A 14,756-nucleotide genomic window follows, 5' to 3' on the forward strand; every position below is an offset into this window, starting at 1 on the left:
CTCGCCGCCGGCTCAGCCGCGCAATGTGTTCGCCCGGATACCGGCGAGCACGACGGCGACGATGCGCTCCGCATCCGTGCGAGTGAACGGGCGCATACCGCGGTCGACGATGAGGTGCACCGGACCGGAGATCATCTCGCCGAGGAAGGAGCTGTCCACCGGCGGGAGCTCGCCTCGGTCGACGGCGGTGTCGATACGGCGCCGCAGGGCGGCCACGCGCTGGTCGAGGACTTTGGTGAGTGCTTCGACGGTGGAGTTCTGGCGGGCGGGCTGGACGGCCTGTGCCAGGGTTCGGCCGAACGGTGTTTCCAGGCCGCCGGCGAGGGCCAGCGCGAAGTCCACCAGGTCCCGATCGATATCGCCGGTATCGGCGACCGAGGCGAGATCCTCGGCGTAGCGCAGCAATGCTTCGACCACGAGCTCCTCGCGGTCGGGCCAGTTGCGGTAGACGCTGGTCTTGTTCACGCCGGCGAGTTCGGCGACCTCCTCGTACCGGAAGCCCGCGATACCGTCGCGCGCGACGAGTTCGGCAGTCGCGGCGAGGATCTGCGCGCGTACCCGGGCGTTGCGGCCACCGGGGCGCCGTGCGTGCGGCCGGTCGGCGGTCGGTTCGGCCATCGCTCACCTCATCTTCTCTGCTCGGATGCCGATTGTCGCCAGGTGCGGCGTTGCGGTGCAAGCCGATCGTAGCTACTCTAAAAGCCACAGATTGTTTCTTTTAGTGCGGGTCGCTGCAAGAGCGACCCGCCGAACTGCCCTGCGGGCTCGCCCGGCGACTTGCGGTCGAATCGCAACCCACCTCAGCAAAACCTGGAGCGCACACGTGAACATCCTCGTCTCCGGAGCCGGTATCGCCGGGCTCGCCTGCGCACTCGAGCTCGGCACCCGCGGCCACGACATCACCGTTGTCGAGTACGCCCGCGACCTCCGGCTCACCGGCACACCCATCGATATTCGCGGCGATGCGGTCGAGGTCGCGGACAAAATGGGTCTGCTCGCGAAGATCCGCGCGCAGCGAGTCCGGATGTCGGAGCTCACCCAGTTCGTGGACAGCCGGGGCGAGCCGATCGCCCGGATACCGCTGGCGGAGATCAACGACTCCGACGGCGATATCGAGCTTCTCCGTGCGGACCTTGTCCGAATTCTCGCCGATGCGCTGCCGGATACCGCAGCGATCCGGTTCGGCGAATCAATCGAAACGCTCACCGCCACCGGCGACGGCGTCGCCGCATGTTTCGCGTCCGGCCGCACCGGGCTGTACGACCTGGTGATCGGTGCCGACGGCCGGCATTCCGCGGTACGCACACTGGTATTCGGGCCCGAAGACAACTACCTCCGTCACCTCGGCGTCTACTTCGCCCTCGCCGATCTCCCGGCCGAGCCACACAGCGAAAACATCAATTCGATCTACAACGTCCCCGGCCGGATGGCAGGAGTGTTCCGGTACCGAGGCAAGGCCGTGGCGAACTTCCAATTCCGCTCGGGACCGATCGACTACGACCACCACGACCCGGACGCTCAGAAAAAGATCCTGCTCGACGCCTTCGCAGGCCACCGGTCGTGGCGGATCCCGGAGCTCCTCGATGCGGCCGGCGCCGACCCCGATTTCTACTTCACTGCCGCGAGCCAGATCCACCTGCCCTCCTGGCACCGCGGTCGCGTCGTCCTCGTCGGGGATGCGGGCTACAGCCCGGCCTACCTGTCCGGCCGGGGCACCTCCCTCGCGCTCACCGGTGCGCGCTTCCTCGCCGAAGAACTCGAACGGTGCGGTGATCACACCACAGCGTTCGCGCGGTACGAAGCCCGGCAGCGTCCCTATGTCACCTTCGCGCAGGGCCGTGCCGACAGCGGTCGCGATCGAATAGTGCCACCCACCTGGGCCGCCATCGCCGCCCGGAACAAGGCACTGCAAGCGCACGGCGCGCCCTGAATCCCGCATGGCAACAGTTCGAGCCCCGGAAATCGAACCACCCCACGACCCCGCTCTGCCGCAGCGGCACTGCTCGCCGGGACCTCACCCCAACGCGCTGAGAGAAGCACAGTGACAGACACCTTGGAAAACGCTGCCCGCGGGGGGCGAGAGCACCGCTGGAGTAAGCGGCTCGTCCTCTGGGCGGCCGTGCTCACCCTCGCCAACGTCCTGGCCGATGTGGCCATCGGCTCGCCGATGATGGTCCTGCCCCAGTTGCTGGAGCATTTCGATACCGGTCAGGCTGCGTGGCTGAACGCGAGCGCGATGCTCGCCGGGGCGATCTGGTCCCCGCTGCTCGCGAAGAGTTCCGATATCTTCGGCAAGCGCCGGGTCCTCATCGGCACGCTGCTCCTCGCCTGCGCCGGAGCACTGATCTGTCCGGCCGCCCCGAACATCTGGATATTCCTGGTGGGGCGCTTCCTTCAGGGGGCCGCATTCGCCGCGGTGTTCCTGACGGTGGCACTCACCCGCGAGATCTGCACCCCGCAGGTGGCGATGGCCGTCGTCGGGCTCGTGACCTCCGGTTCGGCGGTGGTCGGGATCATCGAACCGTTCCTGATGCAGCCGGTCATCGACGTGTTCGGCTACCGCAGCGTGTTCGTCACGGCGGCGCTGCTCGCCGCCGTCGCGGCGCTCAGCGTGCGAACCTTCATCCCGGAATCGCCGATCCGGGGCACCGGCCGGATCGATCTGGCCGGCGCGTTCCTGCTCGGTGGCGGCCTCGGCGCGGTACTCGCCTACATCAGCCTGGGCCAAGACCTCGGATGGCTGTCCGCGGGCATGATCGCGCTGCTGGCCGCCGGTGCCGCCGCATTGGCGGGTTGGGTGCATCTCGCATTGCGGGTCGACGAACCGCTCATCGACCTGCGGGCGCTCAGCCGCCCGATCCTGCTCACGTTGCTGGCTGTGGTGCTGGCGGCGGGCTCCTTCCGGAGCATGCTGCAACTGACGAGCCTCATCGCCCAGGTACCTTCCGGTCTGGGGCTGGGCTACGGGCTCGGCGACGGCGAGACGGTGGCAGTATTGCTCGCCACCCCCAATCTCGGCATCGTGATCGGCGGTACAGGCGCCGGATGGCTGGCGGGGCGGTTCGGTCCCGCGCTGCCTCTGGTCGGCGGTATCGCCGTCGGGGCGCTGGCGACCTTCGCGATGCTGGCGGGCGTATCGGTGCTTCCGCTGGCGATCGCCTGCGCGGCGATGGTCGGCATGGCCGCCGGCGCCATCGGCGCCTCCGGATACAACCTGGCGACCGGTATCGCCGCGCCCGAGCGGCACGGCACGTTCGCGGGGCTGGTATCGGTGGTGATGGCGCTCGGCTCCGTCGTCTTCAGCTTCGCGGGGAACGCGGTACTCGAGGCGAATCGAGCCCCCGGGACTGTTGCCGACGGTGCCGCGGTGAGCACGGCGACCGGTGTGCACCTCTATGTCGCCATGGCGGGCGGGCTCTTCGTCCTGGCCGCGGTTCCCGCAATCATGCTGGCACGCAAAAGGACTGCCGCACCGGTATCGGAAACCCCCGGACAGAACAGTCCCCGGTAGTCTCCATCGGATTCCTGAACCTCAGTCGTCGCTGACTGTTCCGGATTTCGACTGGCTTGCCGGGGGCCTGGCCGGACCTCGGAAGGATGTCATCGCGATTCTCCGAACGTCTTCGTCGAATCCGTCACATTCTCCGTTGTTCCGGTGTATCTCCAGTGTCCTCCGGATCGGCCGCCAGTCAAGACCTGAACCGCAGGTTGTGGCCATTTTCCGGCCCGCCCCGCCCGGCACTTCGATACACGCTAAGGCGATCCGACGTTGTCCGGTTCTCGATGGTGACGAATGGGCATGAGGCGCAGCGGATCCGTTTCCAGGAACTCCGCGACGAGCCCGGTGCACTGCTGGGGCCGCTCCCAGAGCAGCAGGTGGGTACCGGGCAGAATCGCCAGGGCCGCGTGCGGTATTGCCCGATACATTTCCAGCGTATGTGACAGGTGCACGATATCGTCGTCCGCGCCGAGGAGCAGCGTCGGGCACCCGACCCCGGCCGGGTCGAGGCCCTCATGTTCCACGGTGGCGAACTTCCGGGCCATCGTCGCGAAATGATCGCGACCGTCCGGGGAGAGCTCGGCATATCGGTCGACTACTTCGGCAGGGAAATCGGCGCCACCGTCCGGTTCCGGCAGTACTACCCAGCCGTTTTTGTCGGCGGCGGTATTCATCAGGACGAGCCTGCGTACGAGTTCCGGTCGCCGCAGTGCCACCGCGAGCGCCACGAATCCGCCGGAGCTGTAGCCGGCGAGATGAGCAGGTTCGCCGACAACCTGTTCCAGGAATGCGATGACATCATCGGCGAGTGCGGTGATGCCGACCGGTCCGGCAACGTCGGCAGTACGACCGTGCGCGCGCCGGTCGAGTACGAATACCCGGAACTGCCCGGACAAGGTCCGTAAGTTGTCGTCGAAATCTGCGGAGTCGGAGAAACCCCCGTGCAGGAGCACGAGCGGTTCCCCGTCTCCTGCCACGTCGTACCAGGTGCGCACACCGTTCACTGTTGCGTAGCCGGCCACTCGCTGCTCCTCTCGTCGAAATACCTCTCGACTTCCGACCGGTCAGGCCGCCCGAAATCATCGGCAGCAGCGGTGGCAGTGGCGGCTGCCCATGCCGGACGCCCGCCCATGAGCCGGGAGACCGGTGTCTATTCCGGGATCAGGTCGTTGCGCGGGTCGACCCCGAAGTGCTCGGCCAGCGCGGTGATCGAGGCATGTGCGCCCTGGATACTGACTGAGAGCACGAAGGGCTCGTCGTCGACATGGAGGACATCTCCCGACAGGCGCTGCCACAGCGGGTTGGCTTCGTAAGAGGCCTGTTGATCCCGGCTGGAATCGCCTTCCCCGCCCGGCGGGGTGTAGGCGGAGACCATAACGATGCCCGCGTCGGCCTTCAGGATCTGTTCCGTCGACAGCGGCGTGAAAATGGTGTCGGTGCTGTCGGGGGCGCCGGTCGGCCGCGGGATACCCATATCGGTCATGATCTCGCCGATGAACGAGTTGCCCGAGTACAGCCGGGCCGTGTCCTCGCCGACGAAGCGGACCAGTGAATACGTGATGTCGGGCTGCTCGGCCCGGATCTGCTCGCCGACCGCGGCCGCGCGTTCCGCATAGGAGGTGATCAGTTCTTCGGCCCTGTCCTTACGGCCCAGTGCCTCGCCGAGTAGGACGATATTCTGCTTCCAGGTCGGGCCGGTGGTCTCCGAGAACACGGTGGGCGCGATCTTGGTCAGCTGATCGTAGAGCGACTCGTGCCGCACCTTGGCCGAAATGATGAGGTCGGGTTCGAGCTCCAGGATCTGCTCCAGGTTCGGCTCGGCCGTCGTGCCGACATTGACCGAATCGGCGACCTTGTCGTCGATATCGCCCAGGTACTCCGGGAACGGATTGCCCGGGTCCGCGCGGTACTGGACATAGCCGACGAGGGGAGCGCCGAGCAGCAGTGCCGCATCGGCGTAGCTGGGGTCCAATGCGACGACCCTTTCCGGCGGGCTGTCGATGGTGGTGGTGCCCATGGCGTGTTCCACCGAAATCGCGGCGCCGTCGCCGGCCTGTGCGCCCGGTTCCGTCTCCCCGGAACCGCTGCACCCGCCCGCGAACACCAGCCCGCATGCCATGAGAGAGATCAGTGATCGCCGCGCGATCGATCGAGTGGACGTGCCTCTCATGAGGTGACCTTTCATCCGGGCCGGGCTGTAGGAAGTAGCCGAATAAGGATAGGCTGCCCAACGTAGGGCTGACCTTAGCAAGGAGTACCGAGATGTCGACACCGCATTCGCGAGCGCACCGGTGCTGAACGACACCACCTCGGATCCGCCCGGCTCCCCGAACACCGCGGCGCTCCCGGCGCGAAACAGCCTCCGCTCCGCACGTTCACCGCTGGTCATGGCCGTCGTACCCCTCGCAGCGGTAGTGGCGGCGATCCTGGTGAGCGTTTGTGTCGGCAGCAGTCCGTCGAGCCTGGCCGAGGCGTGGCATGCGATCTTCACCCCCACCGGAACCGATATGGACGTGACGATCCGCGAACTGCGCTGGCCCCGCACGCTCATCGGTATCGCCGCCGGAGCATGCCTGGGTGTCGCCGGAATCCTGACCCAGGCGCATACGCGCAACGCGGTCGCCGAACCGGGCCTGCTCGGTATCAACCAAGGGGCAGCACTCGCGATCGTCGCCGCGACCTTCCTGTTCGGCGGCCTCCCTGTGCACGCCGAAGCCGGGCTGGCCTTCACCGGGGCACTGGTGGCGAGCGTGGTGGTATTCGCGGTCGGCACCGCCGCCCGGCACGGGGCGACGCCGGTCACCCTGGTGCTTGCCGGGGCTGCCGTCGCCGCCCTCTGTGGTGGCCTGGTCACCGGCCTGGCGCTGCTGGACAGCGCATCCCTGGACACCCTGCGTTTCTGGCAGGTCGGTTCACTGGCGGCGCGCCCGCACACGATCGAAGCGATGTGGCCGTTCGTGGCCGCCGGCCTGCTGCTCGCCGTACTGAACATCGGCGCGCTCAATACGCTGGCACTGGGCGAGGATACGGCTCGGTCGCTGGGCACCTCGATACCGCGCGCCCGGTGTGCCGGTATCGCTGCGATCACACTGCTCGCCGGTTCCGCTGTCACCATGGCCGGGCCGATCGCCTTCGCCGGACTGCTGGTACCGCATATCGCCAGGGCCCTTGTCGGCGCCGACTACCGTCGTTCGGTACCCGCGGCGGCCGCGTTCGGGATCGTCCTGATCCTGCTGGCCGATACCGCGGGCCGGGTCATCGCCCGCCCCGGCGAGCTGTCGGTCGGGGTGGTGCTCGCGGTGATCGGGGCGCCGTTCTTCGTGCTTCTCGCCCGCCGCCGGCGGCTGGTGACCGTATGAGCGGCGCATCCTCGAACCTCCTCGCCCCCACCCGTGTCGCCCGGTGGGGGCCGGTCTCCGTGCGTATCGCACCGCGCGCGCTGACAACGGGGGTGGCGCTGGTGTTGCTCGTCCTGGCTGCCGCTGCGATCCATGTTGCCAACGGCGGCTCCGCGCTACCGCTCGACGAGGTCGTCCGGGCATTGCTCGGCGACGAGTCGAATACCCGGGTCCATCTTGCCGTGACGGAATTCCGGGCCCCCCGCACCGTCGGGGCGATCATCGCGGGCGGCTGCCTGGCCATGGCGGGAGCGATAACCCAGACCGTCGCCCGTAACCCCCTTGCCAGCCCCGATATCCTCGGCGTCACCGCCGGTGCGTCGCTCGGCGCCGTCTCGGTGCTGGTGCTGGCCGGTGGCGGGGCGGCGGGATTGAGCGGTATCGCCGCGGAGATCGGATTACCGGTTGCCGCGTTCACCGGCGGCGTGCTGGCCGGGATAGTGGTGTACCTGCTCGCCTGGTCCGGGACTCTCGACAGCTACCGCCTGGTGCTCGTCGGTCTCGGCATCAACGGACTGGCGGTGAGCCTGACGACCTGGCTGCTGACACTCGGCGATGTCACCAACGCGGCCCAGGCACTGACCTGGATGTCGGGTTCCCTCAACGGAACAGACTGGCTGCTGGTGCAGCCGATGGGCCTGCTGGCCCTCGCCCTGCTGGCCGGTGCGCTGTTGCTGGCGCAGCGGCTGGTACTGCTCACCATGGACGACGATATCGCGATCGGCCTCGGGGTACGGATCGGCGGCCTCCGGCTGTGCGCGCTGATGCTCGCGACGCTCCTGGCTTCTACCGGTGTCGTCGTCGCCGGGCCGCTCGTATTCGTCGCCCTGGCGAGCCCGCAGATCGCGCGCCTGCTCACCGGGGCGGCCGTCCCGCCGATTTTCCTGTCCGGTCTGGTGGGCATGGTGTTCGTCCTGGTCGCCGATACCGTCGCCGCCAACGCGCTGGCGGTATCGCTGCCGGTGGGGGTGGCCACCGCGGTGCTGGGCGGGCCCTATCTCATCTATCTCGTCCTGCGGAACCAGAGGAGGCTTACGTGAGTCGTCCGGCCACGGAGTCCGTACTACGCACGGAGAACCTCACCCTCGGCTACGGCGGCGCCGACGTCGTCACCGAGATGACATTCGACGTCCCGACCGGATCGGTGACCTCGATCATCGGCCCCAACGGCTGCGGTAAATCGACCTTGCTGCGCGGCCTCGGCCGGCTCATCGCCCCGCGTTCCGGCCGCGTCCTGCTCGACGGCTCACCCATCGGCAGCCAACCCACCCGGCAGGTCGCCCGCCGCATCAGCATCCTGCCCCAATCACCCGCCGCCCCACCCGGTCTCACCGTCGCCGACCTCGTCTCCCGTGGCCGCCACCCGCGGCAACGGTGGTACGAGCAGTTCTCCGTCCTCGACGAGAAAACGCTCCGGCACGCCCTGACCAGCACCGGCATCCTCGACCTGGCCGGCACCAGGCTCGAAGAACTTTCCGGCGGACAACGCCAGCGCGCCTGGATATCCATGACCCTCGCCCAGGAAACCGGCATCATGCTGCTCGACGAGCCGACAACCTACCTGGACCTGGCACACCAGGTGGAACTGCTGGAATTGATCGTGCGCATGAACCGCGAACACAACCGGACCGTGGTCATGGTGCTCCACGACATTTCCCTGGCCGCCCGCTACAGCGACCACCTGGTGGCGATGAAGTCCGGCGCCATCGTGACCCAGGGCAGGCCCGACGAGGTCGTCCGCCCGGACGTGCTGCACGAGGTATTCGGTCTCAGCGCCCAGGTCATCAGCGAACCCACCCACGGCCGCCCACACGTCATCCCGCTGGGCACGCTCTCGACCGGAACGTAACCCCGAACGACTCGTACTCCGTACTTCGTGCCTTCCGTACGGCATCCGGCGCTGGTGTCCGGCACGGCCGGGTCCGTCTATCGGGCGCCGCGAGAATATCCAGCTCTGCGCCGACTGCGCAGCAGGCTGGTACCGGTCCGGGACAAGACGGCACTACGGGGCCGCGTGGCGTCCTTGTCGAGTGCAAGGACGCAAGGGAATTCGCTGCCCCGTTTGCCAACGGCCGCCGGAGTCGGCAAGGTGGCCCCTCGTGCGGCGTCGGCCTTGTCACGGCCGGGCGAGCACGGTCAAGCGGAGGGTGTTGTAGTGCTGACGGCGGAGTTACCCGGTGCAGTAGAGGTCTCGGAGAAGGCGCCGCAGCGCCGTAGCCGGTCGTGGCCGGCCCCGTTGGCGGCCGTACTGGGTGGTGCCGTGCTGCTGGGGTGGCGCGCGGCCGAGTACGGCAGTTGGATCGTCGACGATGCGGGCATCACCTTCGCGTATGCGCGCAGTGTCGCCGAAGGATTCGGGCCGGTATTGCAGCCCGGTGCCGCGCCGGTGGAAGGGTTCTCCAACCCGACCTGGCTTTTCGTGCTGACGGTGGGCAAATGGTGTGGGCTCTTCGATCGCGGCGCCATTTTCGGTATCCCCGATTACGCCCTGTACCCGAAGGCGGTCGCGCTGATCTGCTGTATGGGGATCCTCGCCGCGTGCTATGCCGCCGCCCGCCGGGTGTCACGGTGGCCCGCACTGGTGACTTTTGCGACAGGCGCTGTCCTGGCCGCGATCCCCTCCTTCGTGATCTGGTGCTTTTCCGGCCTGGAGAACGCGTTGTTCGCGCTGACGGTGTGCGTCCTGGCTGTGCACCTTTTCCTGGCGGTGCTCGACGACCGATTGTGGACACCGGCGGTGGCGGTGGCGGCCGGAGCGCTGGCCGCCTTCGCCGCGTTGACTCGTCCCGACGGCCTGATCTATCTGGCCGCGTACCCACTGATTTCGGTGATCCTGGTGCGGCGTGCGACCTGGCCCGCGGCGCTCCGGTGCGGACTGTATTCCGGACTTGCGTTCGCGATTCCCTTCGGGATCTATCTGCTGTGGCGGATCATCGAGTTCGGCCGGTTCGTTCCGAATACCGCTGTCGCCAAACATCAGGCGCTGCCCTCCGTGTACGACCTGGCCAGAGTGGGGGAGCTGGCGCAGTACGTGGGTGTTCCCGTGGTGCTGGCGGCTGTCGTGGTGGGCGGGCTTGCACTGTGGCGGCCGGGCAGGTGGCGTGACGGTGTTGTCGCGCTGCTGGTGCCGCTGGGTCTGGCAGTGATCGCTTACTGCGTGCTGGAACCGGACTGGATGGAGCAATTCCGGTTCGCCACCCCGGCGTGGACCCTCGGTGCGGTCGTTCTCGTGCTATCCGCCGAGCAGTTGGTGGCGCAGCTGCGTAAACACGGGCGGGTCCTCGTCGCGCTGGGACTGATCGGTGCCGCGATCCCGTCCGGCTGTGCGTTCGCCGAAGACACTGCGTCCTACAGTGCCGACGAAGACGTTCCCGTGTGCTGGATCGCCCTCCGGTTCGGCCGCCTGTTCAACGGCTACGCGGATATCCTCCGTATCCAGCAAGGCACATTGCTCACCCCGGATATGGGCGGAAGTGCGCTGACCTCGCGGTTGCAACTGATCGATATGGCGGGACTGACCCATACCCGAATGGCCGACATCATCGCCGGAAGCGACCACACCACCTTCGGTGATTATGTATTCGAGGAGTTGCGGCCCACCTTCATCCACACCCACGGACCGTGGCTGGAGAACAACATCACCAGCGACGCCCGCGTCAACCGCGACTATTACGTGTTGCAACGCTCCCAGGACCCGACCATCCCGGACGAGGACTGGGTCCGCAAAGACGTTGTGCACGATCAGCACCAACTCGGGCAGCTTCGCGACTACGCGGCTACGGCTATTCCACCGCTTATCGAGAAGCAGCAGACGGAGGGCTGCGGTCCGACGCTGCAACCGAGCCAGACTCTCGCCGGCTGATCGGCGCTACGGACGCGGTGCCGGGGGGCTGCTCTCCGGTGCCCGCGCCGGAAGCCGGCCACGGAATGCCGGCCCCGGGGTGGGTGTTGTGCCAGAAACGTATCCGGTGACGAAGGAGAGCCAGGTGAAGATCCGCTTCGGTATCGGGACCGGTTCGGATACCGACCCCGGCGAACTTCCGGCCCTGGTGGACCGCCTGGAAGCCGCGGGCGTCGATTCGCTGTGGTTTTCCGAACTCGTCCACGCCCCGGCTGTCGACCCTTTCGTGGGGATGGCGTTCGCGCTGGCACGGTCCGAACGTCTCAAGGTCGGCACGTCGGTGGCGATCCTGCCGGGCCGCCATCCGGTGCTCGTCGCAAAGCAGCTGGCGTCGCTGGCCCTGCTCGCTCCGAAACGGGTGCTGCCGGTGTTCGGGTTGAAACCGGCGCGCGCGAACGAGCTCGATCTGTTCCCGGTCACGGGCCGTCGCGGCAGCGTTTTCGACGAATCGCTGGAGTTGCTGCGTGCGGTATTGCGCGCCGGCGAAGTCGATTTCGACGGTGCACACTTCTCGGTACGCGGCGCCGGGGTGGGGAAACGACCCGCCCGCCCACCCGATATCTGGCTGGGTGGGCGCGCACCGGCGGCGTTCCGCCGTATCGGCCGTTACGGCGACGGCTGGCTGGGCAGCTTCCTGACCCCGGCCGAAGCCGCTGCCGGAGTGTCCGCGATCAATGTGGCGGCGGCCGAGGCGGGCCGGGAGATCGAGGAAGATCATTTCGGTATCACCCTGCTGATCGCGCCGGACGGCCTCCCGGATGGGTTGGCGGCTCAACTCCGGCAGCAGCGGCCGGAAACCGATCCGGCGGATCTGGTGGCCGGCAGCTGGCCGGATCTGCACCGGTTGATCGACGGCTACCTCGCGGCCGGGCTCAGCAAGTTCGTTGTGGTACCCGCCGGTGGCGCGCCGTCGAACGGTTTCCTGGACCGTTTCGGTACCGAGCTGCTGCCCCGCGAGAACTGATTCGCACCTGTGCCGGCGATGTTGCTCTGCTCGGTGTTGGTTCGCGGATACGGCTGTCCCAGCAACTCGGCAGGCGCCACCTTCAGAGCTTGCGCACACGACGACACGTACGCCGCACTCGCGGGAGCCCGCCCCTGTTCGACCGCGCGTACCAATGACACCGAGACATGCGATTCGGCGGCAAGCCGCGGTTGTGACCAACCGAGGATCTTCCGCATCTCCGCGACGCGCTGGCCGACGCCGATCTGTGTGCTCATGGCTTCCCCATCCTGTGCCGTCCCGTGTCAACAGCATGACAAAAAGGCTTGGTAGTTCACATAGCTCGCTTGGTTGAACCTGAAACCGGCCTCGGGGCGGGTTGGATCAGACGCCCGCTCGGGGTGTCATCCATACATCAGAGCTTGGGGCCAGGGGAGCGTCATGAACAGACAACTGCCGACCAGAGACTCGACGCCTTCAATAGTAATTGCGACGTGTGTGCAATCCGGTACATGTGCTATACATGGTACATGTCGATGAAACGGACGAATGTCTATGCCGACGCCGACGATCTTGCACTGATCAAAGAGGCCGCCAAGCGGCGTGGCCGTTCCGAGGCCGAAATCATCCGCGAAGGCATACACCTGGCCGCTTTGTCGTACCGAGTCTGGGATGATCCGGACGAATGGCCGAAGGTCTCCGGTGGTGGTGAGCCGGTGACCAAAGAGGAAGTGCGACGGGCTGTGGCAGACGGCCAGTGCTAGTCGTCGCAGACACCTCCGGATTGCTCGCGGCGTTCGACCGGGACTCCCCCGACTCCAGTGCGTGTGAACAGGTGCTGCGTGAGGCCGGAACGGTTGTGGCGTCGCCCATGGTTCTGACCGAACTCGATCATTTGACTCGGCGCAGATTCGGAGGATCCCAGCGCATCGTGGTGATGAACTTCGTGTTCGCTCAGGTCGACCGCATGCGCTTCCTGGTTCCCGACACCGGGCGTGATGTTCTCGGCGTAGCTAGGGAGGTGCAGCAACGCTATGCCGGGCTCGACCTCGACTTGGCGGACGCGGTCAACGTCGCCCTCGCGGCCGAGTTCCGCACCGTCGACATGCTCACCCTCGACCGTCGTGACTTTCGGGCTATCCGGCCGCTCGTGGGTGCGGAAGCATTCCGCCTGCTTCCCGACGACCGCTGAACTCCTGCGCGGCAGCGGTCGGAAGAGTCACTGCGGCCACGGCTTCTTGTGCGGCAGTGGCGGATGTGCCGATCAGGGGCGATGGAGGGCGTCGAAGGTAATGGCGAGGGTGACCGGTGTGTCCAGGACAAAGGCGGTGCGGTGGACTTTGTGGGGCATCTACCGCAATCCGGACCAGTCGAGGCGGTATTCCTCGATGCGGTCGATGGTTTACCAGCTCTTGTCGAAGTGGACGATCGAATAACCGGGAATGCCGGTGCGCGCATACAGTTTGTGCTTTTCGGTGGTATCGGAATCGACCGTGCTCTTCCAGGCGACTTCGACAACCAGGGCGATATGGTCGCGGACGGTGTTCACATCGTAGGGTTCGCTGTCCCGGACGAAAATATCCGGGTAGCGCATATTGAGCCGGTGATCGGCCCGGTGATCGTCCGCGTCGGCGAAACGGACAGCGGTATCGGACCCTATCCGCCGACACGGGCCGGCGGGGTCGCGAGCATCCTCCAGCGCGGCGGCGAGGCGGCGCACCACGCGACTGTGCGCCTCGCTCTGCGCCATCAAGCGCACCACAAGGCCGTCCACGATCTCGACGTCGCCGAATGTGCTGCTGAAGTCGTCCGGCTCGGCATTCAGGAATTCTTCGGCAGTGATCCGAGGGTGCCCGTCGGGATGCGATGCTGTCACGAGTCGGCTCCTCGTGGGATTCAGCGGCTGTCCGCGGGGATCGACCTGCGGAAATACTGATGGAAGATTACCAGCGGACTTCGGTATCGGCTTGTCTCGGTGTACTGGCCGCGACCACGGCCTGCTGGGCACCCGCCGGAATGTCAGGGGCCGTGGTGGTGCGGGTTTCAACAAATCGGCGCGATGGGCGAGGTTGCCGGGGTTGCGGCCCCGGAAGACCATCGGTGTGGCGAGAGCGCGACTCTGTTCCCAGAGCTGACAAGTTCGAACGGCGGCGTTGGCTGGCAGGAGTTCGAGAAAGATATGGACTACAGGGTCTGTCCCGGTAGGTGGGTGACTGTCTCTTATACGCAAATCATGAAGCGCCGAAGGAGATTTCGGTAATGAATCCTTCCGGATATGCGATCATCCACACGATCGATCAGCACTTCGAACACAGATAGGGCAAACACAATGAAATTCGCCAAAATCGCCGCAACGGCGTTGCTTTCCACCGCGGCCGTCGGCGTCATGGCCGGTACGGCGCACGGTGAGGCGAATATGGCGCAGCCGGTAGCCGGGCAAGTGGACGGGAATGTGGGGTACTCGATGGCGTGGTCGCCGGACCGCTCCAGCGCGACCACCACTCTGACATCGGGCAATTTCGAGGTCACCGCGGATTCGGTCGAGGTTGTCGCGGCCGACGGCCAGGTGCTGGAACAGGTGCCGCTGGTGTACCAGGTCGCGGGTCAGCAGGTCCGTCTCGACGCGCAGGTGGACGCGGCCGGAACCTCCCTGACCATCGACCGTCCCGTAGCTGCCGCAAACGGTGCGCCGGTGGCGGACGCCCAGCTGAAGGATATCGCCAGTAACGAAACGCTCATCCTGGGCGCGGCCATCGGGTGTGGGATCGGTGCCCTGGTCGGGCTCATCTTCCTGGTCGTGGGCGCCCTGCCCGGCTGCCTCATCGGCGGCATCATCAACGGCGGCCTGGTGATGAACGGCCAGGGTATTCTGCCGCCTCGGTAACCGAGCCTGCCGGGCGATATCGCCCGAACCGGGTGTGGCACCCGGGGCGCTGAGCGCAGGCGTGTGGCGCTCGTACCTCGGTGACAGAGATGCCCTCGCCGACCGAGTCGGCGAGGGCATCAGCAGGACTT

15 protein-coding genes are annotated in these 14,756 nt (G+C 66.7%); 10 read left to right on the forward strand and 5 right to left on the reverse strand.

From position 1 onward, the window contains the following. Window positions 1–12 precede the first annotated feature (12 nt). Entirely contained in the window at window positions 13–618 is a 606-nt protein-coding gene (locus NS6_RS25930; RefSeq protein WP_068046676.1) for a TetR/AcrR family transcriptional regulator, read from the reverse strand. 205 nt (window positions 619–823) lie between these two features. On the opposite strand from NS6_RS25930, the gene NS6_RS25935 reads away from it, so the two are divergent. Together NS6_RS25935 and NS6_RS25940 are read left to right on the forward strand one after the other, a co-directional pair. Next, the gene (locus tag NS6_RS25935; protein WP_068046679.1) at window positions 824–1,930 is read left to right on the forward strand and encodes an FAD-dependent monooxygenase; all 1,107 of its coding nucleotides are present in this window, start codon (window positions 824–826) and stop codon (window positions 1,928–1,930) included. Window positions 1,931–2,041: 111 nt separating this feature from the next. Beyond that, window positions 2,042–3,511 (forward strand): MFS transporter, encoded by a 1,470-nt coding sequence (locus NS6_RS25940; RefSeq protein ID WP_068046682.1) that lies wholly within the window; start codon window positions 2,042–2,044, stop codon window positions 3,509–3,511. A gap of 242 nt (window positions 3,512–3,753) precedes the next feature. On the opposite strand, the gene NS6_RS25945 is transcribed toward NS6_RS25940, so the two are convergent. Next, window positions 3,754–4,521: an alpha/beta fold hydrolase gene (locus tag NS6_RS25945; protein WP_068046687.1), complete on the reverse strand. Its 768-nt coding sequence runs from the start codon at window positions 4,519–4,521 to the stop codon at window positions 3,754–3,756. A gap of 128 nt (window positions 4,522–4,649) precedes the next feature. Beyond that, window positions 4,650–5,669 carry an ABC transporter substrate-binding protein gene (locus NS6_RS25950; RefSeq protein ID WP_068047017.1) on the reverse strand — a complete coding sequence of 340 codons (1,020 nt, stop codon included), beginning with the start codon at window positions 5,667–5,669 and terminating at the stop codon, window positions 4,650–4,652. Between the two features lie 217 nt (window positions 5,670–5,886). On the opposite strand from NS6_RS25950, the gene NS6_RS25955 reads away from it, so the two are divergent. From NS6_RS25955 to NS6_RS25975, 5 genes are all read left to right on the forward strand, one after another. Continuing rightward, window positions 5,887–6,858 carry a FecCD family ABC transporter permease gene (locus NS6_RS25955; RefSeq protein ID WP_068047019.1) on the forward strand — a complete coding sequence of 324 codons (972 nt, stop codon included), beginning with the start codon at window positions 5,887–5,889 and terminating at the stop codon, window positions 6,856–6,858. Further along, window positions 6,855–7,937 carry a FecCD family ABC transporter permease gene (locus tag NS6_RS25960; RefSeq protein WP_068046690.1) on the forward strand — a complete coding sequence of 361 codons (1,083 nt, stop codon included), beginning with the start codon at window positions 6,855–6,857 and terminating at the stop codon, window positions 7,935–7,937. Before NS6_RS25955 ends, NS6_RS25960 begins: the two co-directional genes overlap by 4 nt. Further along, a complete protein-coding gene (locus NS6_RS25965) occupies window positions 7,934–8,746 on the forward strand; it encodes an ABC transporter ATP-binding protein (RefSeq protein WP_068046693.1) in 813 nt (270 codons plus the stop codon). The genes NS6_RS25960 and NS6_RS25965 overlap by 4 nt, the downstream gene beginning before the upstream one ends. Window positions 8,747–9,052: 306 nt before the next feature. Further along, window positions 9,053–10,759: a hypothetical protein gene (locus tag NS6_RS25970; RefSeq protein ID WP_245669512.1), complete on the forward strand. Its 1,707-nt coding sequence runs from the start codon at window positions 9,053–9,055 to the stop codon at window positions 10,757–10,759. A 124-nt stretch (window positions 10,760–10,883) separates the two neighbouring features. Next, a complete protein-coding gene (locus NS6_RS25975) occupies window positions 10,884–11,762 on the forward strand; it encodes a TIGR03854 family LLM class F420-dependent oxidoreductase (protein WP_068047022.1) in 879 nt (292 codons plus the stop codon). On the opposite strand, the gene NS6_RS36495 is transcribed toward NS6_RS25975, so the two are convergent. Continuing rightward, the gene (locus NS6_RS36495) at window positions 11,654–12,019 is read right to left on the reverse strand and encodes a helix-turn-helix domain-containing protein (RefSeq protein ID WP_084471408.1); all 366 of its coding nucleotides are present in this window, start codon (window positions 12,017–12,019) and stop codon (window positions 11,654–11,656) included. The two genes, NS6_RS25975 and NS6_RS36495, sit on opposite strands and share 109 nt — an antisense overlap. Before the next feature lie 252 nt (window positions 12,020–12,271). On the opposite strand from NS6_RS36495, the gene NS6_RS25980 reads away from it, so the two are divergent. Both NS6_RS25980 and NS6_RS25985 read left to right on the forward strand, forming a co-directional pair. Then, window positions 12,272–12,505, forward strand: coding sequence for a ribbon-helix-helix domain-containing protein (locus NS6_RS25980; RefSeq protein ID WP_068046699.1), 234 nt, complete (start codon window positions 12,272–12,274; stop codon window positions 12,503–12,505). Continuing rightward, the gene (locus tag NS6_RS25985) at window positions 12,499–12,933 is read left to right on the forward strand and encodes a PIN domain-containing protein (RefSeq protein WP_068046702.1); all 435 of its coding nucleotides are present in this window, start codon (window positions 12,499–12,501) and stop codon (window positions 12,931–12,933) included. Before NS6_RS25980 ends, NS6_RS25985 begins: the two co-directional genes overlap by 7 nt. Window positions 12,934–13,143: 210 nt before the next feature. Here the strand turns inward: NS6_RS25985 and NS6_RS25990 are convergent, their stop codons facing one another. Further along, the gene (locus NS6_RS25990; RefSeq protein WP_245669513.1) at window positions 13,144–13,617 is read right to left on the reverse strand and encodes a Uma2 family endonuclease; all 474 of its coding nucleotides are present in this window, start codon (window positions 13,615–13,617) and stop codon (window positions 13,144–13,146) included. A 453-nt stretch (window positions 13,618–14,070) separates the two neighbouring features. Here NS6_RS25990 and NS6_RS25995 point away from each other — a divergent pair, with 453 nt between their 5' ends. Next, on the forward strand, window positions 14,071–14,625 hold the full coding sequence (locus NS6_RS25995) for a DUF8020 domain-containing protein (RefSeq protein ID WP_068046705.1): 555 nt from the start codon (window positions 14,071–14,073) through the stop codon (window positions 14,623–14,625). Window positions 14,626–14,756 lie beyond the last annotated feature (131 nt).

Source organism: Nocardia speluncae NBRC 108251 (genome assembly GCF_001613245.1).
Classification (GTDB): Bacteria; Actinomycetota; Actinomycetes; order Mycobacteriales; family Mycobacteriaceae; genus Nocardia; species Nocardia speluncae.